Origin of the sequence: Streptomyces sp. NPDC050548, assembly GCF_044457385.1 — a bacterium.
GTDB lineage: Bacteria > Actinomycetota > Actinomycetes > Streptomycetales > Streptomycetaceae > Streptomyces.
In genome coordinates this window covers 108,895-131,304 of sequence record NZ_JBITGV010000024.1, presented here as the reverse complement: position 1 = coordinate 131,304, position 22,410 = coordinate 108,895, and the positions used below count along the sequence as shown (strand labels likewise).

General features: G+C 72.1%; 17 protein-coding genes. 9 read left to right on the top strand and 8 right to left on the bottom strand.

Translation table 11 applies throughout. The features are described from left to right. Positions 1-56 precede the first annotated feature (56 nt). The 3 genes from ACIBJH_RS42795 (at position 57) to glpK (ending at position 4,354) form a co-directional block, all read left to right on the top strand. Positions 57-1,709 carry an EAL domain-containing protein gene (locus tag ACIBJH_RS42795; RefSeq protein ID WP_399122360.1) on the top strand — a complete coding sequence of 551 codons (1,653 nt, stop codon included), beginning with the start codon at positions 57-59 and terminating at the stop codon, positions 1,707-1,709. Positions 1,710-2,046: 337 nt separating this feature from the next. Continuing rightward, positions 2,047-2,772 (top strand): MIP/aquaporin family protein, encoded by a 726-nt coding sequence (locus tag ACIBJH_RS42790; RefSeq protein WP_399122359.1) that lies wholly within the window; start codon positions 2,047-2,049, stop codon positions 2,770-2,772. 70 nt (positions 2,773-2,842) lie between these two features. Next, the gene (gene glpK / locus ACIBJH_RS42785) at positions 2,843-4,354 is read left to right on the top strand and encodes a glycerol kinase GlpK (RefSeq protein WP_399122358.1); all 1,512 of its coding nucleotides are present in this window, start codon (positions 2,843-2,845) and stop codon (positions 4,352-4,354) included. 112 nt (positions 4,355-4,466) lie between these two features. On the opposite strand, the gene ACIBJH_RS42780 is transcribed toward glpK, so the two are convergent. The 4 genes from ACIBJH_RS42780 to ACIBJH_RS42765 are packed head-to-tail and all read right to left on the bottom strand — an operon-like array spanning position 4,467 to position 8,791. Beyond that, on the bottom strand, positions 4,467-5,072 hold the full coding sequence (locus tag ACIBJH_RS42780) for an ATP/GTP-binding protein (protein ID WP_388105439.1): 606 nt from the start codon (positions 5,070-5,072) through the stop codon (positions 4,467-4,469). A 48-nt stretch (positions 5,073-5,120) separates the two neighbouring features. Next, positions 5,121-5,516: a DUF742 domain-containing protein gene (locus tag ACIBJH_RS42775; protein WP_399122357.1), complete on the bottom strand. Its 396-nt coding sequence runs from the start codon at positions 5,514-5,516 to the stop codon at positions 5,121-5,123. A 9-nt stretch (positions 5,517-5,525) separates the two neighbouring features. Continuing rightward, positions 5,526-5,960, bottom strand: a complete 435-nt coding sequence (locus ACIBJH_RS42770) for a roadblock/LC7 domain-containing protein (RefSeq protein ID WP_359614148.1) — start codon at positions 5,958-5,960, stop codon at positions 5,526-5,528. Beyond that, the gene (locus ACIBJH_RS42765) at positions 5,957-8,791 is read right to left on the bottom strand and encodes a nitrate- and nitrite sensing domain-containing protein (protein WP_399122356.1); all 2,835 of its coding nucleotides are present in this window, start codon (positions 8,789-8,791) and stop codon (positions 5,957-5,959) included. The genes ACIBJH_RS42770 and ACIBJH_RS42765 overlap by 4 nt, the downstream gene beginning before the upstream one ends. Before the next feature lie 418 nt (positions 8,792-9,209). Here ACIBJH_RS42765 and ACIBJH_RS42760 point away from each other — a divergent pair, with 418 nt between their 5' ends. After that, a complete protein-coding gene (locus tag ACIBJH_RS42760) occupies positions 9,210-9,758 on the top strand; it encodes a hypothetical protein (protein WP_399122355.1) in 549 nt (182 codons plus the stop codon). A gap of 7 nt (positions 9,759-9,765) precedes the next feature. Here the strand turns inward: ACIBJH_RS42760 and ACIBJH_RS42755 are convergent, their stop codons facing one another. The 4 genes from ACIBJH_RS42755 to ACIBJH_RS42740 form a co-directional block, all read right to left on the bottom strand. After that, positions 9,766-14,451, bottom strand: coding sequence for a hypothetical protein (locus ACIBJH_RS42755; protein ID WP_399122354.1), 4,686 nt, complete (start codon positions 14,449-14,451; stop codon positions 9,766-9,768). A gap of 67 nt (positions 14,452-14,518) precedes the next feature. Beyond that, entirely contained in the window at positions 14,519-15,397 is an 879-nt protein-coding gene (locus ACIBJH_RS42750) for a hypothetical protein (RefSeq protein ID WP_399122353.1), read from the bottom strand. Between the two features lie 62 nt (positions 15,398-15,459). Beyond that, positions 15,460-16,986, bottom strand: coding sequence for a hypothetical protein (locus ACIBJH_RS42745; RefSeq protein WP_399122352.1), 1,527 nt, complete (start codon positions 16,984-16,986; stop codon positions 15,460-15,462). Positions 16,987-17,142: 156 nt separating this feature from the next. Further along, positions 17,143-17,850 (bottom strand): GntR family transcriptional regulator, encoded by a 708-nt coding sequence (locus tag ACIBJH_RS42740; RefSeq protein WP_399122351.1) that lies wholly within the window; start codon positions 17,848-17,850, stop codon positions 17,143-17,145. 169 nt (positions 17,851-18,019) lie between these two features. Between ACIBJH_RS42740 and ACIBJH_RS42735 the strand changes: the two genes are divergently transcribed. From ACIBJH_RS42735 to ACIBJH_RS42715, 5 genes are read left to right on the top strand one after another with little or no spacing between them, the layout of a single operon-like run. Next, the gene (locus ACIBJH_RS42735) at positions 18,020-19,339 is read left to right on the top strand and encodes an MFS transporter (RefSeq protein ID WP_399122349.1); all 1,320 of its coding nucleotides are present in this window, start codon (positions 18,020-18,022) and stop codon (positions 19,337-19,339) included. Next, complete coding sequence (locus ACIBJH_RS42730) at positions 19,336-20,157, top strand: putative hydro-lyase (RefSeq protein ID WP_399122348.1); 822 nt, start codon at positions 19,336-19,338, stop codon at positions 20,155-20,157. Before ACIBJH_RS42735 ends, ACIBJH_RS42730 begins: the two co-directional genes overlap by 4 nt. Before the next feature lie 12 nt (positions 20,158-20,169). Then, positions 20,170-20,922 carry a LamB/YcsF family protein gene (locus ACIBJH_RS42725; RefSeq protein ID WP_399122375.1) on the top strand — a complete coding sequence of 251 codons (753 nt, stop codon included), beginning with the start codon at positions 20,170-20,172 and terminating at the stop codon, positions 20,920-20,922. Continuing rightward, on the top strand, positions 20,919-21,536 hold the full coding sequence (locus tag ACIBJH_RS42720) for an allophanate hydrolase subunit 1 (RefSeq protein WP_399122347.1): 618 nt from the start codon (positions 20,919-20,921) through the stop codon (positions 21,534-21,536). The genes ACIBJH_RS42725 and ACIBJH_RS42720 overlap by 4 nt, the downstream gene beginning before the upstream one ends. Continuing rightward, entirely contained in the window at positions 21,533-22,402 is an 870-nt protein-coding gene (locus tag ACIBJH_RS42715) for a biotin-dependent carboxyltransferase family protein (RefSeq protein ID WP_399122346.1), read from the top strand. The genes ACIBJH_RS42720 and ACIBJH_RS42715 overlap by 4 nt, the downstream gene beginning before the upstream one ends. The last annotated feature ends 8 nt before the right edge of the window (positions 22,403-22,410 follow it).

The following is a 22,410-nucleotide window of genomic DNA, read 5'->3' as shown; positions in this document are numbered from 1 at the left end:
CGTGAACGTCTTATGAACTGGGCCTGGGCGTACGCCGGTGCCGTCATCATGCTGCCGTGCGCTCCTGGACGGACACTCTCCGCTTCGCCTTCCAGCCGGTGGTCAATCTGACCACCGGTGGAATCGCGGGCCTGGAGGTGCTTGTCCGCCCGGAGACCGGCGACATCCTGGCCGAGGCCCGCCGCGATCCCGAACTCGACGGCAAGCTGGCCGTGTTGGCGGTGCGTGCCGCCGCCCGCAAGGAGACGCTGCTGCCGCTGCACATCAATGTGTTCGCGGGCACCCTCGCCGACCTCGGCGGGCTCACCGCCCTGCACAGAGCGGTCCGCGAGGCGGGACGGCTGCCGTGGGAGGTGACGGTCGACATCGTTCCGCCCTTCACTCACGTGCCGCGGCGGGCGCTCCTGGAGGCGGTGTCCGCGCTGCGCGGCCAGGGGTTCCGGATCTGTGCCGACGGCGTCGGCGACGGTGACATACCCCTGCGGCTGCTCACGGACCTCGCGCCCGACCTGGTGAAGCTCGACGCGTCGCTGCTGGAGCGGCCGGCCGCGGTGCGCGCGATGCGGACCCTGTGCGAGCAGTTGGGCGCCCTGCTGTCCGTGGAGGGGGTGGAGACCGAGGCGCAGTGCGCGACCGCGCGATCGGCCGGGGCGCAGCTGGCTCAGGGCGAGCTGTTCGCGCCGGCGACCCGGGTTCCCGCGGCGGACGTATACGTTCCGCCCCGGCCGCCCGGCCTCGCGGCGGCACCGCCGTCCGGGCCGTGGGTCCGAGAGTTCGTCCGGCCGGCCGCGCTGTTGCCCGACACCGCGTCCGCCGACCAGGTCCGCGCGCTGCTGACCGGCTCGCCCGACGTCTCCGGAGTCGTGCTCGTGGACCGGGACGGGGTGCCGGTCCGATCGGTGCACCGGTCCCGCTTCCTGCTGTCGATGTCGGGGCGCTACGGGCACGCCCTGTACGCCGACCGGCCCGCCGCCAAGCTCGGGGACGTGCCGCGGACCATCGGCGTCGACGCGACCGTCTGGGAGGTCCTGGACGTCGTCGCGGTCGGCGACGCGGACCGTACGTCGGACGACGTGGCGGTCGTCGACCGGTACGGGCGGTGCGTGGGCGTCGTACGGCTGGCGGATCTGGTGCGGGCGCTGGCCGAGACGCGGGTGGAGGAGGCCGCGGGGCTCAATCCGCTGACGAGGCTGCCCGGTTCGGACGCGATCACCGGGGAGGCGGACCGGCGGATCGCGGACGGGCGGGCGTTCGCGCTGAGCTGGCTGGATGTCGACCACTTCAAGCAGGTCAACGACGGGGCCGGTTTCGCGGCGGGCGACGAGTTGATCCGCTCGGTGGGGCGGGCGCTGCAGCGGGCGGCGACCGGACACACACGCGTGGGGCACATCGGCGGGGACGACTTCCTGGTGCTCACCGATCCCGAAGGGCTGGAGCAGCTGGCCGCCGCGGTGCTGAACGTGCCCTGGGCTGCGGGCGGCAGGGCGGTGACGCTGTCCCTGGCCACCGTGCTGTGCGTGCCGGGCAGTGTGGCCGACCACCGGCAGGCCGCCGCGTGTCTGGCGCCGCTGAAGAAGGCGGCGAAGTCGCTGCACGGCACGAGTTGGGTGCTGAGCCAGGCGGGGCTGGGCGAGTACGAGATCCTGCGTGGCACGCCCGTGACGCCCGTACAGGCCGACCGCACGGCGGCGGAGTCGCACGGGCGCTGAGAGCGGCCCAGGAGCTTCCTACGGGGCTCCAGGGGCCGTCAGGGCGGGTGTCACCGTTGCCGTCCGCAACCTTGACGCTCCTTCGGCACCGGTGAACACTTCCCGGTGTCGGTCGACATCGCCGTACATTCTCGGCGTACCAGGCACTGCGCCGCGCGGGCCGCACCCGCGCTCAGGCCCACTCCCCCATGGGCGATCTCGGCTGCGACGGCACGCTCGTCACGGACGCCGGGCGGGGCTCGGGACCCTCCCTGCCTTCGGCTGAAGTCGCCAAGGGAACCGCACCCTGCACGGAGGACCGGGGCCGACCGTCCCGGGCCCGGGCCTAGGAGCCGCCATGAGCAATGGAGACATATTCCTCGGTGAGGTCATCGGCACCGCGATCCTGATCCTCTTCGGCGCCGGCGTGGTCGCCGCCGTCGTACTGAACTACTCCAAGGCACAGAACTCCGGTTGGATCGTCATCGCCTTCGGATGGGGTTTCGGCGTGATGGCCGGGGCGTACACGGCCGCGCCGCTGTCCGGCGCCCACCTCAATCCGGCGGTCACGATCGGCATCGCCATCGACACCGGGAAGTGGGACAAGGTCCCGCTCTACATCGCGGGGCAGATGGTCGGCGCCATGCTCGGCGCGGTGCTGTGCTGGCTGGTCTACTACGCGCAGTTCCAGGCCAACGCCGAGGAGGAGATGGCGCAGCCCACGCTCGGGATCTTCTCCACCTCACCCACGATCCGCAATGTCGTGGCGAACCTGATGACGGAGATCATCGCGACCGTCGCGCTGGTCCTGCCGATCCTGGCCTTCGGGCTCACCAAGGGACTGGGCGAGTCCGGCACGGCGGTGCTGGTCGTGTCGTTCCTGGTGGTCGGCATCGGTCTGTCGCTCGGCGGGCCCACCGGGTACGCCATCAACCCGGCCCGCGACCTGGGTCCCCGCATCGTCCACTCGCTGCTCCCGATCCCCAACAAGGGCACTTCGGACTGGAGTTACGCGTGGATCCCGGTGGTGGGGCCGCTGATCGGCGGGGCGCTCGCCGGAGTGATCTTCAACGCAGCCTTCTGACAACGGTCTTCGAGCAGTCATCCGAGAGCAGCTCTCCGAAGGATCCGAGGGAAACGACAAAGGGGTCGTCATGACGGACAAGTTCGTCGCCGCAATCGACCAGGGCACCACCTCCAGCCGCTGCATCGTCTTCAACCAGGACGGCGCGATCGTCGCCGTCGACCAGCGTGAGCACCGCCAGATCTTCCCCAAGCCGGGCTGGGTGGAGCACGACGCCACCGAGATCTGGTCCAAGGTCCAGGCGGTGGTCGCCGGGGCCATCGCCAAGGCGGGACTGCGCGCCGACCAGCTCAGCGCGCTCGGCATCACCAACCAGCGGGAGACGACGGTCCTCTGGGACCGCGCCACCGGCAAACCCGTGCACAACGCCATCGTGTGGCAGGACACCCGCACCGCGGCCCTGTGCAAGCAACTGGGCGGCTCGGACGGGCCCGACCGGTTCCGCGAGCAGACCGGACTGCCGCTCGCCAGCTACTTCTCCGGGCCCAAGGCGGCCTGGCTGCTCGACAACGTGCCCGGCCTCAGGGACCGCGCCGAGCGCGGCGAGATCGCCTTCGGGACGATCGACTCCTGGCTGATCTGGAACCTCACCGGCGGCACCGACGGCGGCCGGCACGTCACCGACGTGACGAACGCCGGACGCACCATGCTGATGAACCTGGAGACCCTCCAGTGGGACCCGTCCATCCTCTCCGCGATGAACGTGCCCGAGGCGATCCTCCCCGAGATCAGGTCCTCGGCCGAGGTCTACGGCACCGCGGTCGGCCAACTCGCGGGCGTACCCGTCGCGTCGGCCCTGGGCGACCAGCAGGCCGCCGTGTTCGGACAGGCCTGCTACGACGTGGGCACCGCGAAGAACACCTACGGCACGGGCAGCTTCCTGTTGCTCAACACGGGGAACCGGCCGGTGCCTTCGAAGAACGGGCTCCTCACGACGATGGGCTACAAGATCGGTGACGAGGCGCCGGTCTACTGTCTGGAGGGATCAATAGCCATAACGGGCGCGCTCGTTCAGTGGTTCCGGGACCAACTGGGCATCATCCGCAGCGCCGACGAGATCGAGAGCCTGGCCGCGAGCGTGGACGACAACGGGGGCGCGTACATCGTGCCCGCGTTCTCCGGGCTGTTCGCGCCCTACTGGCGCTCGGACGCGCGCGGTGTCGTCACCGGGCTGACGCGGTACGTCACCAAGGGGCACCTCGCGCGCGCGGTGCTGGAGGCGACGAGCTGGCAGACGCGGGAGGTCGTGGACGCCATGTTCCAGGACTCCGGGGTGCAGATCACCACCCTGAAAGTCGACGGCGGCATGACCAAGAACAACCTGCTGATGCAGCATCAGGCGGACGTGCTCGACGTACCGGTGATCCGCCCCAAGGTCTCCGAGACGACCTGCCTGGGCGCCGCCTACGCGGCCGGACTCGCCACCGGTGTGTGGAACGGCCTGGACGAGCTGAAGTCGCACTGGCAGAAGGACGTCGAGTGGACGCCGTCCATGGAGTCCTCGGTGCGGGACCGCGAGTACCACAACTGGCGCAAGGCCGTGGAGAAGAGCTTCGGCTGGCTGGAGGAGGGCGACAACTAGGCACGCGCGCGTGCGTGTTGATCGTGCCTGTTGACGAGGCACGCGCGCGTGCGTCCTTCGACGAGCTGCGGCCCGTACCCCGGTCGGCGGAGGTGCGGGCCGCTCCCGCGGCTCAGCTGGTGACGCTCTGGCGGCGCTTCGCACCGTAGGCCATCGCGTGCTGGACGACCTCGATGAGGACCTCCTTGACCGACGACCGGTCGCGCGCGTCGCACAGCATGAGCGGTACGTCCTGGTCGAGGTCCAGGGCCTGCCGTACGGTCTCCACCGGGTAACGGGCGGCGCCCTCGAAGCAGTTGACGCCGACGACGAAGGGGATGGAGCGCCGCTCGAAGTAGTCGAGGGCGGCGAAGCAGTCCTCCAGGCGGCGGGTGTCGGCGAGTACGACGGCGCCGAGCGAGCCCTCGGACAGCTCGTCCCACATGAACCAGAACCGCTCCTGACCCGGCGTGCCGAACAGGTAGAGCACCAGGTCCTCGCGCAGGGTGATGCGGCCGAAGTCCATGGCCACGGTGGTGGTGTGCTTGCCCTCCACACCACTGGTGTCGTCGACCGGACGCCCTGCCTCGGTGAGCAGTTCCTCCGTGCGCAGCGGCCTGATCTCGCTGACCGCGCCGACGAGGGTGGTCTTGCCCACGCCGAAGCCGCCGGCCACCAGGATCTTGAGCGTGACGGGCTCGACCGGAGGCTTGCCTCGCTCAGAACGCCCGAAGATCATCGATCTGTTCTCCTGCTTGATGGGGGGGCGGGTCGGATTCCGCGCGGCTCACAGTGCCCGCAGGCCGCTGATGACGTCGCGGAGAATACTCTCGTCGACCAGTTCGGCCGGGGGTACGGGCCGTGAGACATGGACGAGTTCCTCGTCCACGAGGTCTCCGATGAGGACCCGTATCACGCCGATGGGCAGGTCGAGTTCGGCGGCGAGTTCAGCGACCGACTGCGGGGCGTCACGGCACAGACCGACGATGTCCACGTGCTCCGGGGACAGCGCCTGGTCCGCTTCGAATTCGTCCGCGCGGGACTCCGCGACCACCACCGCGATCAGGTCGAGGCGGTGCTGTCCCGCACTGGTGGTACGGCCGCGCGTCATGGCGTACGGACGGACGACCGGTCCGGCCTCGTCGTCGAACCAGTGGCCTCTTCCCTGACCGTCTCTGCTCATGTCACTTCACTACCCGCCGGAGGACAGATCGGTGCGCGGAGCGGCACCGAGATGCACACCGACCCGCTTCACGAGCAGTGTCATCTCGTAGGCGACCTGTCCGACGTCGGAGTCCGCGTCGGCCAGGACTGCGAGGCAACTGCCGTCACCGGCTGCCGTCACGAACAGGAAGGCCTCGTCGAGCTCTACGACGGTCTGCCGTACGCTGCCCGCCTCGAAGTGACGGCCGACGCCCTTGGCGAGGCTGTGGAAGCCGGAGGCGACGGCGGCCAGGTGTTCGCTGTCCTCGCGGGTCAGATCCTGGGACACGCCGGTGGGCAGGCCGTCGCCGGAGAGCACGATCGCCTTGCGGATGCTGGCGACGCGCTCGACGAGGTCGTCGAGGAGCCAGTTCAGCCCGCGCTGGTCGGTCGTTTCGTGGCCGGTCGCCTTTGGTGCGGTCATCGACCGTCCCCCTTAGTTCCTTGTGCTGTGCCGCCTTGGACGTCGTCGCCCTCGGCGTTCTCCTCGCGGCCACGCTGCCAGCCGCGTTGGAGCGAGGCCATACGGCTGCGTACCTCGTCGGCGTCGCGCTCCACGACCTCCGCCGGGGTCGTGGTGCGCCGTTCGGGGTCCTTCTTCAGCTGCGGGGCCAGGTTGGCCTGGCGCACGCGCCTGGGCAGCGCCCCCAGGTCGGGCCCGGTCCCGTCCGGCGAGGTGCCGGAGTCCGGAATGCTGGACGCGATCTCGGCGCGCCGGGTGCGTCGGGGCAGGGCGGGAGTCTCGGGCGGCTCGCCCGATCCGCGTCCCTGGGAGGCCGAAGGCGCTGCGGGTACGTCGGTACGGCGCCGTAGCGGCGTGTCACCGCGTCGCCGGGCCGGCAGCGGCGCCTGGGCCTCCGGGTCGGCTCCGCCCGGGCCCCGGGCCGTGGAGAGACCGTCGAAGCCGCCGTCCGCGGAATCCACCGGGTCCCGTCGCGAGCGCTGCTCGACGACCGGGCGTCCGTGCGAGCTGACGAGCTTGGGCGTCCGGCGCCGGGGCAGCGGAAGCGGTTCGCTCCGGTGGGCGTCCGCGTCCCCGCGCGGTCCGTCGTGGGCCTCTGAGGCGTGCTGGCGGGGCTCTACGGGGCGGACGGGGGCGAGGTCGTCCCGGAGGCCCGGGCGGCGCGGACGGAAGACCTCGCCGCGTTCACCGTCCTCGTCGTCGAGGGCGTTCGGGAAGCCGGCGAGGGCGTCCAGGTCGACGGGGGCCTCCAGTTCGACCGGCCCGTCCAGGAGGGCGGGCGGCAGGCCGGGAAGCTTCGCGGGCACCCGGGAGAGCGCGGAACGGTGGCTCTCCTCGAACTCTGCCTCCTTCGTCGGCTGGGGCCGGTCGAGGCGGAAGCCGATGCCGTTGGTGTCCGGGACCTCGTCGCTCAGCAGGGCGTCGGGGATGAACACGACGGCGGTCGTGCCGCCGTACGGGGAGGGCTGGAGGGAGACGCGGACGTTCTGCCGCTGTGCGAGCCGGCTGACCACGAAAAGGCCGAGCCGGTCGGTGTCGGAGAGTTCGAACTCCGGTGTCTCGGCGAGCCGGAGGTTGGCGTCCAGGAGCGCGTCGGCCGCCATACCGAGGCCGCGGTCGTGGATCTCCAGGGTGAAGCCGTTGGCGACCCGCTCCCCCAGGACCTGGACGGCGGTGTGCGGCGGGGAGAACACCGTGGCGTTCTCCAGGAGTTCGGCCACCAGGTGGGTGAGGTCCGCGACGGCGGGCCCGGTGACGGCGATCCGCGGCAGCCTGCGGACCTCGATGCGCTCGTAGTCCTCGACCTCGGCGACGGCCGCGCGGACGATGTCCATCAGCTGGACCGGCTTGCGCCACTGCCGGGACGGGGCCGCCCCGGAGAGGATCACCAGACCCTCGGCATGGCGGCGCATACGGGTCGTCAGGTGGTCGAGGCGGAACAGGTCGGCGAGTTCGTCGGTGTCCTCGGTCCTGCGCTCCATGGTGTCGAGCAGGGTGAGCTGCTTGTGCAGCAGGACCTGGCTGCGCCGGGCGAGGTTGACGAAGACCTCGGAGACGCCGGAGCGCAACTCGGCCTGTTTCACGGCGGCTTCGACGGCGGCGCGCTGCAGGGTGTTGAGGGCCTGGCCGACCTCGCCGATCTCGTTGCGGTCGTACTCCAGGCGCGGGACCTCGGTCTCCACGTCGACGACTTCGCCGACGGACAGGCGGCGCATCACGCTGGGCAGCCGGACACCGGACGCCTCGTGGGCGTCCAGGCGGAGTTGACGCAGGTCGCGGATGAGGCCGCGGCCGATGCGCACGGACAGGAAGAGCGAGAGGAGCAGTGCGATCAGACCGAGGACACCGGCGACGGCCGCCTTCAGGATGACGCCCATCGCGACGGGCCGGACGCGGTCCTGATAGCGGTCGTCGGCCTGGTCGTCGAGAGTGCCGAGCTTGTCCAGCACGGCACCGGCCGCGGTGTTCCAGGTCTGCGCGGTGACGTTGCGGGGCTCGCCGGACTCGGAGGAGGCGGCGGCCTGTTCGGCCACGCGCAGCGGGGCACTGGCCGCGTTCTTCCAGAAGCGGTCGAAGTGGTCGCGCTCCGAGGAGGGCAGCAGCGGCAGGTTGACGTCGTACATCAGGGTGCGCTGGGCCACGAGGTCGGAGACCGCGCGGGTCTCGGTCCGGGTGAGTTTGCCGACGATCAGCGAGGAGCCGAGCAACGCGTCCTCGCGGGAGAGGAGTTCACGCGCGCGTGCCAGGTTGACGAGGGCGCGGTACTGCTTGTCCATCTCCACGTTGTCGACGACATGGAGGTTGGTCAGCAGCACGTAGCAGGGGTCGACCAGGCGGTTGTAGAGGTCGAGGGCCTGGGCGCGGTTGACGGTGCCGTCCTCGACGCTGCGCCGCAGGGACGTGAGGCCGTCGAAGGCGTCCAGCACGGCGGAGACGCGGCTGTCGGTGGTCTGGCCCATCGCGTCGCGGACGTCGGGGTTCCGGGCGTTCTTGCGGATCTTGGCGACGGCTTCGTCGGTCGCGGCCCGGCTGCGCTTCAGGTCGGTGAGGCCGTCGGCGGCGCGCGGGTCGGCGAGATAGACGAGCGACTGGCGCCGTTCCTGCTGGATGACGCGGACGGTGTCCTCGGTGGGGTAGCCGATCTTCTCGACGACCGACGACACGTTGAACAGGTCCCCGGCCGCCCGGCCGGTGAGGACCGTGGCGAACGCCCAGATCGCGGTCAGGGACACGAGCGGCACGAGAAGGAGCGCCACGATCTTCCGGCGGATGGACTTCCCGCGAAAGCGCATGGCCTCCCCCAGCTGGACCCCCGCCGGCCGGGGGTACACATGTGCGTCAACAAACGGCGCGAGCCTACTACTGACACACAGGTAACTCGAAGAGCTGTCCGGAGCGTGAACTTCCGCACCTGGGACCGGACATGGGGAGGTGTCAGGGCATTGGGGGAGATTCCCGCCCCGAATCCACGAGGTTCGCCGGACCTGACCGGATCGACCCGCTTGGCCAGTTGGCTGGAATTTTTCGTTCCTTGGGAATCTTCGTGGGAAGTTGTTCGTCTTTCTCTACGGGATATGGGTGCGGAACCGGCCACAGGAGCCGCATCCATATCCGGGCGGCGTAAAACAGGGCAGGCCGGGCACCCACTGGGGAGTCGGAGTCTTCGGATTCCGGGGCGAGTGGTGTACCGGCGGTGGGGAGGACACGTTGATGGGCACGGCGGAGCGGCAAGAGACGCTTGAGGACGGCGTGACGGCGCGGTCGACGGGGGACGGCGAGGCTCCGGCGCGCTCGGGCGCACCGAAGGCGGCGGGGTTCGAGAGGCCGCGTGCGGCCCGCGTGACAGCCGAACAGCAGGAGTACTACAGGCCGTTGTGGATCGAGGAGCCCGCGCGTCGGCGTCGGCTGCCCGATCCGGTGCGTACGGCGGCCGTGCGGGCGGTGCTCATCATCGCCGTGACGCTGATCCAGGCGACGGTCGCTTTTCTGTGCACGATGGCCGGGTCCTGGCTGGCGTTCCCGATGGTGATCAGCAGCGTGGTCAGCACGGTGGTGGCCACCTGGGGTGTCCTCGACGTCTGGGTGACCCGCCAGATGTGGAACCAGCGCAACGGCGTGGTCTCGGAGCCCAGCAGCACGGCACGGGCCCTCCGCCGTGAGCGGCGTCGGGCCCAGCGTCAGGCGAAGGCCACCCGGCGGGCGCAGGAGCGGATAGCCCGCAAGGGCGGTGCCGGGCAGCTGTCCCAGTCCCACTCCTGAGGTTCGCCTACGGGGTGGTCGGCGCCGGTCGCTTGAACATCCGGGTGGCCGTGATCTCGCTGTGCACCGACTCCCCTTCTCCGGCGGGGGCCTGCTGCGGCAGCCCCGGCCGGAGGTGTTCCTCCACGCTGATGTACTTGAGGCCGGCCCTGAGGTCGGCGTCGTTGCGCAGCCGGATGACCAGCGGGAACTCGGCCAGTGCCGTCGTGTCGAACAGGCCGGTGGTGTACAGGAGTTGGACACCGAGCGCGTCCGACACGGCGCGCTGCAGCTCCAGCAGATAGGTGGCGTTGGCCCGCCCGATGGGGTTGTCGAGGAAGAGCGTGCCGGCGTGCCGGTGCTTGTCGCGGCCCCGGTCGTTCGAGCGCAGTGCGGCCATCGTGCAGTACAGGGCGATGGCCGCGGTGAGCAGCTGGCCGCCGGAGAAGACGTCGCCCATCTGCCCGACGGGGACGCGCTCGGCGCGCAGTACGGCGTCCGGCTTGAGGATCTCTACGGCGACCCCCTTGGGCTCCAGGGCAGCGCCAACTCCCCGCAGCAGCAGGGACATTCCATCGCGCCGCATGTCGGAGTTCTTCTTCACGGCGGCCCGGGTGGCCTCGTCGACGACCTCGCCGAGCCGCTCGGTCAGCGTGGCCTGGTCGGGCTCCTCGAAGCGGATGCGCAGGAACTCCTGCCCGGACCACTCGCCGAGCCCCTCCGGCAGCCGGGACAGCCGCTGCGCGGACCGCAGGGTGGCGAGCGCCGACTCGACGAGCCCGCGCAGCCGGTCCACGATCGAGTCGCGGTTGCGTTCCAATTGCGCCAACTCGTCGGTGAGGACCCGGAGTCGGGGCGCGAAGGCGTCGGCCCACTTCTGCGCGTGCTCGGGCAGGGAGGACGCCGGCAGCTCACGGATCTGCTGTCGCGCGGGAGTCCGCACCTGCTCGTAGCGCGTGGAGTTGGCGTGCCGCACGAGCACATCGCTCGCTTCCCGTACGGCGCCCTCGGCGGCGGACAGGTCGGCGGCGCAGCCGCGCAGCGAGCGGCGGGCCTCGGCGGCGGAGTGCCGGGCCTCCTCCACGCTGCCCGGGTACGGCTCGGGCTCCTCCTGCTCCTCGTCCGTGGAGTGTTCGCGCAGCAGGTCCCGCAGCATCGCGGCGGTCTCGTCGAAGCCGCCGGCCCCGTCCTCGGCGGCGCGGTGGGCGTCGAGGAGTTCGGCGTGCGCCTCGCGGGACTGGCCCAACGCGTCCGTGCGGGAGGCGACTTCGGCCGTGGCGGTGCGCAGCAGTGCCTGGGCGTGCTCGGCGTCGCGCGGGACGAGTTCCTCGGCCAGCTCGGTGTGTGCCTCGCCGTCCTCGGGCGCGTGCCGCTCGGCCTCGCCGCGCAGCCGCCCGAGCTGCTCGCTCGCGTTCGACACCCGGGTCTCCAGCAGCTGCACCAGCTCCTCGGCGCGCGCCACGGCGGCCTGCCGGGACGGCCCGTCGGAGCCGTCGGGCGACTGCAACAGCTGGGCCGCGCGGGTGCGGACCTTGTTGCTGAGCCGGTCCAACTCGGCGATGGCCGCGCTCTCGTCGCTCTCCGCCCGCGCCTGCTCGGCCCGCAGATCGGCGCCGACGCCGACCTTCTCGTAGAGCTGGGAGGCGGCGCGATAGGCCTCGCGCAGGGCGGGCAGCGACGGCTTCGGAGCATCGGCGTCGTCCGCCGGTACGTCGTCGGGGGCACCCGCGATCTCGGAGCGCTCGGCGCGCAGGGCACGGGCCGTACGGCGGGCGTCGTCGGCGGCGCGCTGGGCGGCGCGGCGGTCCTCGTCGGCGGCGCGGGCCCGCTCCAGACAGGACTGGGCGCGGGCCTCCGACTCGGTTGCCTCGTCGGCGAGTTCGCGCAGCTTGACCTGCCAGCCGGCGCGTTCCCGCAGCCGGAAGGCGAGTCCGGCGAGGGCGTCTGCGGCACGCCGGGCCTTCTGCGCGGTCTCCTGCCGCTCGTCGCGCACCTGGGCGGCCTCGGCGGCGGCTTCGTCGGCCTCGGCGCGCACGGTCCGCGCCTCGGCCAGCTCGGCCTCGGCCTCCTCGGCGAACGCGCGCGTGTCCTGCGCGGTCTGCGCCAGCTCGACCAGCCGCCCGCTCGGACAGCCGGTGCGCCAGGAGGCGAGCCGTGCCGCCAGCTCCCGGTCCTTGCCGAGCCGGGCGGCGAGCGTGCGGATCTCCTCGTCCCGCTCGGTCGCCCGCGCGCGCAGCGCCTGCCGCTCCTCGTCGGCGGCGTGCTCGTCGTGCATGGCCGGGTTCGGCGGTACGAGGAAGACGGCACCGTCCCCCGCGTCGGGCGCCGGGGGCGGGGCCAGCAGGGCGGCGGCCGTACCGACCGCCACGGCGGAGCGGGGCAGCAGGGCCGCGTCGGTGAGCGCCTCGCGGGCACGCGCGTGCGTGGCCGGGTCGGTGATGATCACCCCGTCGACCAGCTCGGGCCGGGCGGCCAGCACGCGCGCGTGGTCGACGGGGTCGACGGCCTGGGCGAGGTAGCGCCAGCCGGGCAGGGCCGGGATGCCGTGCTCGCCCAGGTACTCGACGGTGGCCAGCACGTCCGGGCCGGGCGGCAGGAGGCCGCCGTCTCCGAGCGCGCCGAGGATCCGGGAGTCGTCGGCGGCGGCGGTACGCAGGTCGAAGAGCTGTCGCTCGCCGGCGGCGACCCCGTCGTCGAGCAGTTCACGCAACTCGTCGGCGAAGCGGTCGAGTTCCTCGGGGGTGAGGGAGCCTTCGACGAGCGGGCGGGCGGACTTGGTGATGCCGGATGGGGTGTCGGAGGCGGAACTTCCGCTCGCCGCAGCCTCGTTGGCGCCATGCGGCACCGGCACCCCACCGGAACCACCGGCGCCCGGCAGGCTCAGCAGCTCCGCGAGGCGCTCCTCCCCCGCCAGTCCCTCCGCCAGGCGCCGTTCCGCGTCGTAGGTCCGCTCGGCGGCGGTCGCCGCGTCGGACGCGCGGGCCGCCGTCAACTCCGCGCGGGACTCGGCGGAAGCCGCCTCGCGCGCGTGCTCGGCCGCTCGCCGTGATGCCTCGCGCGCGGTGTCCCAGGCGGCCACGGCCGTCTTCTCGGCGTCGCTCGCCGCGAGGGCCGCGCGGGCCGGGTCGGCGTCGGGGGCGCTGTCGTCGAGCCAGCCCGCGCGTACCGCCTCGGCGGTCTCCTGCTCGACCTCGGACAGGCGCTGGCGCAGATGCCCGATCTCGCTGCGGGCGCGCTGCGCCTCGGTGGCGGCGGAGGTCGCGTCCCGGTGGGAGGACTCACCGACCTCCTGGAGCGCGGCGGAACGCTCCTCGCCCTCGTTGGCGAGGTTCTCGGCGCTCTCCGCGGCCTCGTGCAGGGCCCGTACGAGGTCGACGGCGGCCTTGGCGCGGGCGGCGAGCGCGGGGGCTGCGTCCCGCTCGGCCTCGCGGATGGCGACGGCCACGCGCGCGGAGCGGTCGGCGGCCGCACGGTGGCGCAGGACGGCCTCGGCGGCCTGCCAGGCGGAGTGCAGCGTGCGCGCGTCGGCGAGTTCGCGCTTCTGCGCGGCGGCGGACTTCTCCGTGGTGGCGAGCGCCAACGAGGCGTGCCGGTAGGCCAGTTCGGCGGCGATCAGCGCGCTGCGCTCACGCGCCCCCTCGGAGTGCGTGACGGCGTACGCGGCGGCGGTGACGCGCTGGGCGAGGTCGGCGGCGCGGACCCGCTCCTGCGCGCCTCGCGCGGAGAGCCGGCGGGCCAGGGTGCGGGTGCGGCGCTCGGCGCCCGCGTGGATGTCACGCGCGCGTGCCCGTCCCTCGGCGGCCTCGACGATCCGGCCGAGCAGGTCCACGGACCCCGCCGTGAAGTCCCGTTCGGCGATCAGTTCGGCGCGTCGCCCCAGCTTGTTGCCGAAGCCGCCGACCAGGTCGGCGAGCCCGTCGGTGTCCCGGGTGTCGGTGACCGCTCGCAGCAGCAGGTCGGTGAAGTCGGAGTCCTTCTTGACCGCGAACAGGCCGGCGGCCTCGCCCTCGTCGGCGTTCATCTCCCGCTGGTAGCGGAAGAGTTCGGGGTCGAGGCCCAGGTCCCCCAGGTGCTCGATCCACCGGTCGTGGATCTCCTCCCAGTGCACTTCGAGGTGGGGATACGCCTTGCCCGACTCGGTGATGGCGTCCCGGAACCCCTTCATGGTGCGTCGACGGCCCTGCGCGCCGGACGCGCCCTCGACGGGCGGCCGAACTGAAGTGGCCTCGGCGACGGGGAGGTTGTCCAGGCTGAGTCCGGGACCGGGCCGGAAGGAGTACCAGGCCTCGGCGAACTTCCGCGGGTCGTTGGAGACTTGACGACCCCGCCACTCGCTGACCTTCCCGACGACCACGCACTCGCCGGTCAGCGTGTGCTGCCACTCCAGGGCGACATGCCCGCAGTCGTCCGCCAGGAGGAACTTGCGCAGCACACCGGAACTGGCGCCGCCGAGTGTGTTGCGGTGTCCCGGCAGCATCACCGAGAAGATCAGCTTGAGCAGGACGGACTTGCCGCCGCCGTTCTCCAGGAAGAGCACACCGGCGGGCGCGGGGCGGCGCGGCGGTCCGACGGGCTCGTCCTCGAAGAACTCCGCCTGGGTGGGAGCGGGATCGGGCACGGGCTTGCCCACGCCTCGCAGGTCAAGCACGGTGTCGGCGTAGCGCGCACCGGCGGGCCCGATGGAGTAGAGGCGGACCCGGGACAGCTCGTACATGGCGGACTCTCGTCGTAAGTCTTCGGCAGGTGTGGGGGGTTCGTAGGTCTTCTGGCGGGGCTGGGGGTCAGGAGTGGAACGGCAGCCCCGCGTCGGCCACCAGTTCCAGGTCCTCGGTGTCCTCGGCGGGCAGCAGGCTCGCGGTGCCGTCGGTGACCGGGACGACGCCCAGCTCCAGCAGCTCGGCCATGGCGGCGCTGCCGGCCATGTCACGCACCTGGAGCTGGTAGCGGGCGGTCGTGCGGTACGTACCGCCGTTGTCGTCGCCCGTGCGCTGGAGGAAGCCGGAGTCGGTGAGGAACGCGGCGGCCTTGCCGACGATGCCGGTGGTCGAACCAGCGAGTCTGCGGGCGTCCTTGGTGGCTCCGGTGGCGCTGCGTCTGACCCAGATCCGCCAAGCGGCCTCCAGGCCGGGTGCGTCGGTGGCCGGGTCGGTGTTCATGCCCTGCTCGTCGGCCCGCTCCTCCAGGCGCCGGCAGGCCTGGCGTACGAAGGCGTCGACGCCGTTGACCGTGACGCGCCCGATGTAGCCGTCGTCGGCGAGGTCCTCGGGGCGCGGGAACGCCATCGCGGCGACGGAGAGATGCGCGAGCCCGTGCAGGAAGCGGTCCCCGGAGTCGGCGGCGGTGCGGCGCGCGTAGTCGCCCATGCGGACGGCGAACACCGAGTCTTCGGCGGCGGTCACGGCCATCCCCGCGCGCGGGGACACCTCCAGGACGACAAGCCCGAGCCCGGCGGCCACGGCGTCGGCGAGCCGCGCGAACGGCGGGTCCTCCCGGTACCGGCGCAGCAGCTCGGCGTACTCCTGGTCCCGCGCGGGCTGCAACTTGGGCTGCAGCCCGAAGGCGACGAGCCGAGCGGCGTCGGCAGCGTCGGCGGGCGTGATGACGGCGGACACTGCCGGGGCTGCGGCCTCCGGCTCACTCCATTCGACGTGCTCGCTCACGGTTGGGGCTCCTCGCTGAGGTGGTTCATGTGACGGTCGTTCATTCCTGGGTCGTTCATGCCTTACGCCGCCTCCGTCCGCCCCGCCGCCATCCCCGCCGCGTCCAACAGGGCCATCCCCACGATCAGATCGGCCCCACCGAACTCGGGATCGTCCAGCTCGGTCCCGTCGTCCACGGCGAACAACAGCTTCGGCTCCCCCTGCCGATACGCGGTACCGACCGGCGGACTGGCCGCGTGCACGGCCAACAGGGCGACCAGATAAGGCAGTTCGGGATCCTGGCGCCGCGCATCGGCCAGCAGTCCCGACAACCTCCGGGGCGCGTCCGCAGGCAGATCGAGCAACTCCATCGCGGCCGCCAACTGCTCCTCGCTGAAGCGGCTGTCGTCCGGCGTGGCGATGAGATCGGGCTCCGGCATCTCCGCACCGAGGTGCTCCCGCTCCTGAGGTGGCGTCAGCAGTATCTCGACGAGGTCGCCCACCCGGACGGACACCGGCGTACGCAGGCCCGTCCCGCGCGCGAAGAACGCGTCCGTGACCCGGATCGCCTGCTCCAGGGGCAGCGGCAGCACGGGCGAGACGAGATGTCCGTAGAGGTCTATCCCCGAGGTCGTCATGGGCGTGGCGAAGGCCTGCCGGTCCTGCTCCGCGCGGAACAGCGGCCCGGCCTCCAGGAGTCGCGACTGGAGTTGTGTGTGGCGTCGGATGCAGTCCTTGACGATGTCGACCAACTCGGCGGCGCGGCGCTTCTGTTCGGGGTCCTCGGACTCGTCCCGGGCCTTGCGGATGTTGGTGAGGATCGCGTTCTCGTGGCGGTAGCGGTCGGCCACGTGGTCGAGGGCCTCGGCGATCATGTCGGGCACGGCGTTGAGCCAGTCCACCGCGCGGACGTTGCGCCGGGTGGCGTCCAGGGCGCGGCGCAGGGTCTCCGAGTACTGCACGGTCCGGTAGCGGGCCTGCTCGGCGGCGAGTTGGGCGTCGGCGAGCCGGCCGCGGCTGATGAGCACCTCCAGCTTGACCTCGGCGGCGATCTGCGCGCTGGTGACGTCGGTGTCGAGGGCGCCCACGAGGACGTTGACGGCCTCGTCCGTCGTACGGAGGTAGACGCTGCCGCCGTAGCCGGGGACCTCCTCGATCAGCTTGAAGTCGTAGTCGCGGCGCACATAGGTGCCGTCCTGGGCGAACGTGCCGTAGACCGTGCGGAAGCCGCGGTCGACGCTGCCGACGTTGATCAGGTTCTCCAGGACCCAGCGGGCCACGCGCTCGTGCTCGGCGACGGGGCGCTGGGGTGCCTGGGCGGCGATGCGCGGGATGAGCCTGGCCACTATCTGGTCGTGGTCCGCGCCGGTGTCGAAGTCCATGTTCAGGGTGACCAGGTCGATGGCGGCGAGGGCCACCTCCGCCATGCCGTACACCGAGTACTCGCCCGCGAGGTTGGCCTTGCGCACGTCGAGGTCGTGCAGCGGCGCGGTGCAGGCGAGCGCGCGCAGTCGCCGCGCCAGTCCCTCGTCGGCGGCCGGGCCCGGTGCGGGGCGCGGCCCCGCGCTGAACTGGGGCGGAACGCTGTCCGTCGATGCAGGCGAAGTCACGCTGCACAGACTAGGTCCTCGGTCTGACAACGACCCAAACGACGCAGAAGCGACTACCGCCACAGCCGTGTGCGGGGGTCCGTCGGGCGCCGTGCCGAGGTCCGTCGGGCGCCGTGCAGCCTCGGTCGAGCCGCGTGCCCTCGCCACGCACCCCCGTCAGCCGAGGGCCGTGCCGTCCTCGCCGACCCGCTGTCGGTAGGCGTCGACGACCCGTTCGAGCGAGTCGTCGAGGTAGACCGCGAGCAGCCTCTCGGCCTCGGCGGCGTCGCCTGCCTGGAGTGCCTGGAGGATCAGACGGTTGCGCTGGAGGTACGGCTCGTGGAGCGCCTTCGGGTCGTCCACGAGGTGGAAGGCGAGCCGGAGTTCGGCGAAGACGCTGCGCATCAGCTCGTCGGTGCGCGCGCTGCCGGCGAGGGCGACCAGTTCCCGATGGAAGTGGATATTGCCCGTACCCACTCCTTTCCAGTCATCCTCGACGGACGCCAGCTGCCCCTCGGTCACCGCCGCGGCGAGCCGTTCGAGGGCGTACGGCGGCTCGCCCAACCCGCGGACGACGGCGCACTCGACGAGGCGGCGGGTGCGGTAGATGTCCTGGACGTCCTCGACGCTCAGGACCCGGACGAAGACGCCCCGGTTCAACTCGTGGACGAGCAGACGCTCATGGGTGAGCAGGCGGAACGCCTCGCGGAGTGTGTTGCGCGACACACCGAGCGCCCCACCGATGCCGTCCTCCGAGAGCCGGGCCCCCGGCGGGAAATAGCCCTCCGCGATACGGCTCCTGAGGATGTCCGAGACACGTTCCGCGGTGCTGGTGCGGCCCAGGAGGGCTCGGTCGTCGGCCAGTCCCGCCATCTGCTCTGCCATGCCCGGAATTCAACCGCAGATACAAGAACGAAACAACATGCCTCTTGAAGGATCGTTCAACGATCCTCTACTTTGCTTCACATGGCGCCACCGCTCACCCCGGCGCCGACGGCCTCCGCACGGCCCGGCTCAGTCCCAGCACCCTCCGTCCTCCCTCTGCGAGGTGCACATGAGCACGACCCCTCCACCTCAGGCCCTGAACACCGGAACGCAGCCCGACACGGACGAACTGACCGCCGACGACGGTGCGTTGGCCTGGTTCCGTGCGCTCGGCCCGAACGGCCGCCGCGCGTTCGCCGGCGCGTTCGGCGGCTACGCGCTGGACTCCTACGACTACTTCACGCTGCCGCTGAGCATGGTCGCGCTGGCCGCGTACTTCGGCCTGGACAGCGGCCAGACGGGCCTGTTCACCACGGTCACGCTGGTCGTCTCCGCGGTCGGGGGCGCCGTGGCGGGCGTCTTCGCCGACCGGGTGGGCCGCGTCAAGGCCCTGATGATCACGGTGATCACCTACGCCGTCTTCACGGTGGCCTGCGGCTTCGCGCCCAACTACGAGACCCTGCTGGTGTTCCGCGCCCTCCAGGGCCTCGGTTTCGGCGGCGAGTGGGCGGTCGGCGCGATCCTGGTCGCCGAGTACGCGAGCGCCAAGCACCGCGGCCGTACGCTCGGCGCGGTCCAGAGCTCCTGGGCGGTGGGCTGGGCGCTGGCCGCGGTCGTCTACACGCTGGTGTTCTCGTTCCTCGGCGACGACATGGCCTGGCGGGTCATGTTCTGGACCGGCGCGCTGCCCGCGCTGCTGGTGCTCTGGATGCGGCGCCGGGTGCACGACGCCCCGGAGGCGACGGCCGTACGCGAACAGAATGCCCAGAAGGGCTCGTTCGCGGCGATCTTCAAGCCGGGCACGGCCGAGGCGCCGGGCCTGCTGCGGACGACGGTCTTCGCGGGCCTGCTCTCGACCGGTGTCCAGGGCGGCTACTACACCCTCGCCACCTGGGTGCCGACGTACCTCAAGACCGAGCGCGGCCTGTCGGTCGTCGGTACCGGCGGCTATCTGACCTTCCTGATCTCCGGCGCCTTCCTGGGGTACCTGACCGGCGGCTATCTCACCGACGCACTCGGCCGCAGGCGCAACATCTGGCTCTTCGCCCTGCTCTCGGCGATCTGCATCCTGGTGTACACACACATCCCCAACGGCGCCAACACCCTTCTCCTGGTGCTCGGTTTCCCGCTCGGGTTCTGCATGTCGGCGATCTTCAGCGGCTTCGGCTCGTACCTGAGCGAGCTGTACCCGACCGCGCTGCGCGGCACGGGACAGGGCTTCACGTACAACACCGGCCGCGCGGTCGGCGCCGTCTTCCCGACCCTGGTGGGCTTCCTGGCCGACAGTTGGGGTGTGGGCGGAGCGCTCGTCTTCGGGGCCATCGGTTACGGCATCGCGGCGCTGGCGCTCCTGGGACTGCCGGAGACCCGCGGAAAGGAACTGGCGTGAACCGTACGGAGGACCGTCCCCTGACTCTCGTCGACGAGCACGCGCACGCGTGGAGCCCGCGCACCGCCCGGGCACGCTTCCGGGCCGGACTGACGGGCCCCACGGCCGGGATCGCGGCGGGCCACACCCAGGTCAACCTGATCTCGGTGCCCGCCGACTGGGCGTACGACATGCTGCTGTTCTGCCAGCGCAACCCGAAGCCGTGTCCGGTGCTCGACGTGACGGACGCCGGCTCCTGGGAGACCGTTCTGGCGGACGGCGCGGACCTGCGCACCGATCTGCCGCGCTACCGGGTGTGGCGGGACGGCGAGTTGACGGACGAGCCGACGGACGTGCGGGCGTACTGGCGCGAGGACCTGGTGTCGTTCCTGATCGGCTGCAGCTTCACCTTCGAGTGGTCGCTCAGCGAGGCGGGCGTCCCGGTCCGGCACATCGAGCAGGGCCGCAACGTCCCGATGTACGTGACGAGCCGCCCGTGCCGCCCTGCGGGGCGACTGCACGGCCCGATGGTCGTGTCGATGCGCCCGGTGCCCCCGGAGCACCTGGCGACGGCGATCCGGGTGACCGCGCTGCTCCCGGCGGTGCACGGCAGCCCCGTACACTGCGGCGATCCCTCAGGGCTCGGCATCGAGGACCTCGGCCGCCCGGACTTCGGTGATCCGGTGGACGCCGCTCCGGACGACATCCCGGTGTTCTGGGCCTGCGGAGTGACCCCGCAGGCCGCGGTGATGGCGTCCCGCCCGCCGTTCGCCATCACCCACGCGCCGGGCCAGATGTTCGTCACCGACGCCCGCGACGAGCAGTACCGCGTCGCCTGACCAGGAGAGATGATGATCGATCTGAACGCCGACCTCGGTGAGGGCTTCGGCCGCTGGCATCTCACCGACGACGAACAGCTGCTGTCCGTCGTCACCAGCGCCAACGTGGCCTGCGGTTTCCACGCCGGGGACCCGGTCACCATGCGGCGGGTGTGCGAGCTGGCGGCCGAGCGTGGGGTGCGGGTCGGCGCACAGGTGTCCTACCGGGATCTGGCGGGCTTCGGGCGGCGCGCGATGGACGTGCCGCCCGCCGAGCTGGCGGCCGAAGTGGCGTACCAGATCGGCGCCTTGGAGGTGTTCGCCCGGGCGGCGGGCACGCGCGTGTCCTACGTCAAGCCGCACGGCGCGCTCTACAACCGGGTCGTGCACGACCCGGAGCAGGCTGCGGCGGTGATCGAGGGCGTGCTCCTGGCCGGCGGCTCGTTGCCCGTGCTCGGGCTGCCCGGCTCGGTCGTCCTCGACCTGGCCGTCAAGGCGGGCCTGCCGGCCGTCACGGAGGCGTTCGCGGACCGCGCCTACACCGACGAAGGCACGCTCGTGCCGCGCGGCCGGGACGGTGCGGTGGTCACCGACCCCGAGGCCGTGGTGGAGCGCTCGCTGGGCCTGGCCCGCTCCGGGACGGTCGAGGCGCTCTCCGGGGCGCGCATCGAGGTGCGGGCCCGCTCCCTGTGCCTGCACGGGGACACGCCCGGCGCGGTCGAACTGGCCCGCAGGGTCCGCGCACGGCTCCTGGAGTCGGGTGTCCCGGTGGAGGCCTTCGCGTGAGGACGCTGCGCGTCGGGGACGACGCACTGCTCGTCGAGGTCGCCTCCGGGGAGGAGGCCGAGGCCGTCCACGCGGAGCTGCTGCGCCGCCGCGCGGAGGGCCTGCTCACCGTCCGCGAGATCGTCCCCGCCGCCCGCACGGTCCTCCTGGACGGCCTCGCCGACCCGGCCCGGCTGGCCTCCGAACTGTCCGCCTCCGACGTACCCCCCGCACCCCCGCGCGCAGGCGAGGTGATCGACCTCCCGGTGCGCTACGACGGCCCGGACCTCGCCGACGTCGCCGCCCTGTGGGGCGTCCCCGAGGAGGAGGTGGGCCGCATTCACGCGGCCACCGAGTTCCGCGTCGCGTTCTGCGGCTTCGCCCCCGGCTTCGGCTACCTCACCGGCCTCCCGGCCCGCTACGACGTCCCGCGCCGGGCCACCCCGCGCACGGCCGTGCCCGCCGGTGCCGTGGGCCTGGCGGGCCCGTACACCGGCGTGTATCCCCGTGCATCGCCCGGCGGTTGGCAGCTGATCGGCACGACGGACGCGGTCCTGTGGGACCACACGCGCGTGCCCGCCGCGCTGCTGTCGCCGGGCACGCGCGTCCGCTTCGTCCCGGTGGCGGACGCATGACGGACCGCGCACTCGCCGTCGTACGGGCCGGGGCCCTGACCACCGTGCAGGACCTGGGACGGCCCGGACACGCGCACCTGGGGGTGCCTCATTCCGGTGCGCTAGACGGGCCCGCGGCGGCGCTCGTCAACCGGCTGGTCGGCAATCCGCCCGAGGCGGCCGTCCTGGAGACGACCCTCAACGGGTGTGCCGTACGGCCTCGTTCAACGATCCTCGTGGCGGTCGGCGGCGCACCCTGCCCGGTCACGGTCGACGGACGGCCCGTCGCCTGGGGAGCACCCGTGCACGTGCCCGCCGGAGCCCTCCTGGACATCGGAACAGCCTTCTCCGGAGTACGCGCCTACGTCGCCTTCGCCGGCGGTGTCGCCGTGGAGCCGGTGCTCGGCAGCCGTTCGACGGACCTGCTGTCCGGGCTCGGTCCGGCGCCGCTGACGAACGGCGCCATACTGTCGCTGGGTTCCCCGACAGGCCTCCACGCGCGCGTGGACTTCGCCCCGCAGCCGCGCCCCCCGGTCGAACTCGTCCTCCGGGTGATGCTCGGCCCCCGCGACGACTGGTTCACCCCGGAGGCCGTGCGGGCGTTCACGTCACGCGTCTACCAGGTGTCGTCGGCGAGCAACCGCATCGGGCTGCGCACCGAGGGCCCCGCCCTGGAGCGGGCCCTGACCGGTGAACTCCCCAGCGAGGGCATGGTCCTGGGCGCCGTCCAGGTCCCCCCGGACGGCCGCCCCGTGGTCTTCCTCGCCGACCATCCCACCACCGGTGGTTACCCGGTGATCGCGGTCGTCCGCCCGACAGACCTCCCGGCCGCCGCACAGGCGGTGCCCGGAACCCCGGTCCGTTTCGTGGCCGTACGGCGCCGCTGAGGCCCCGT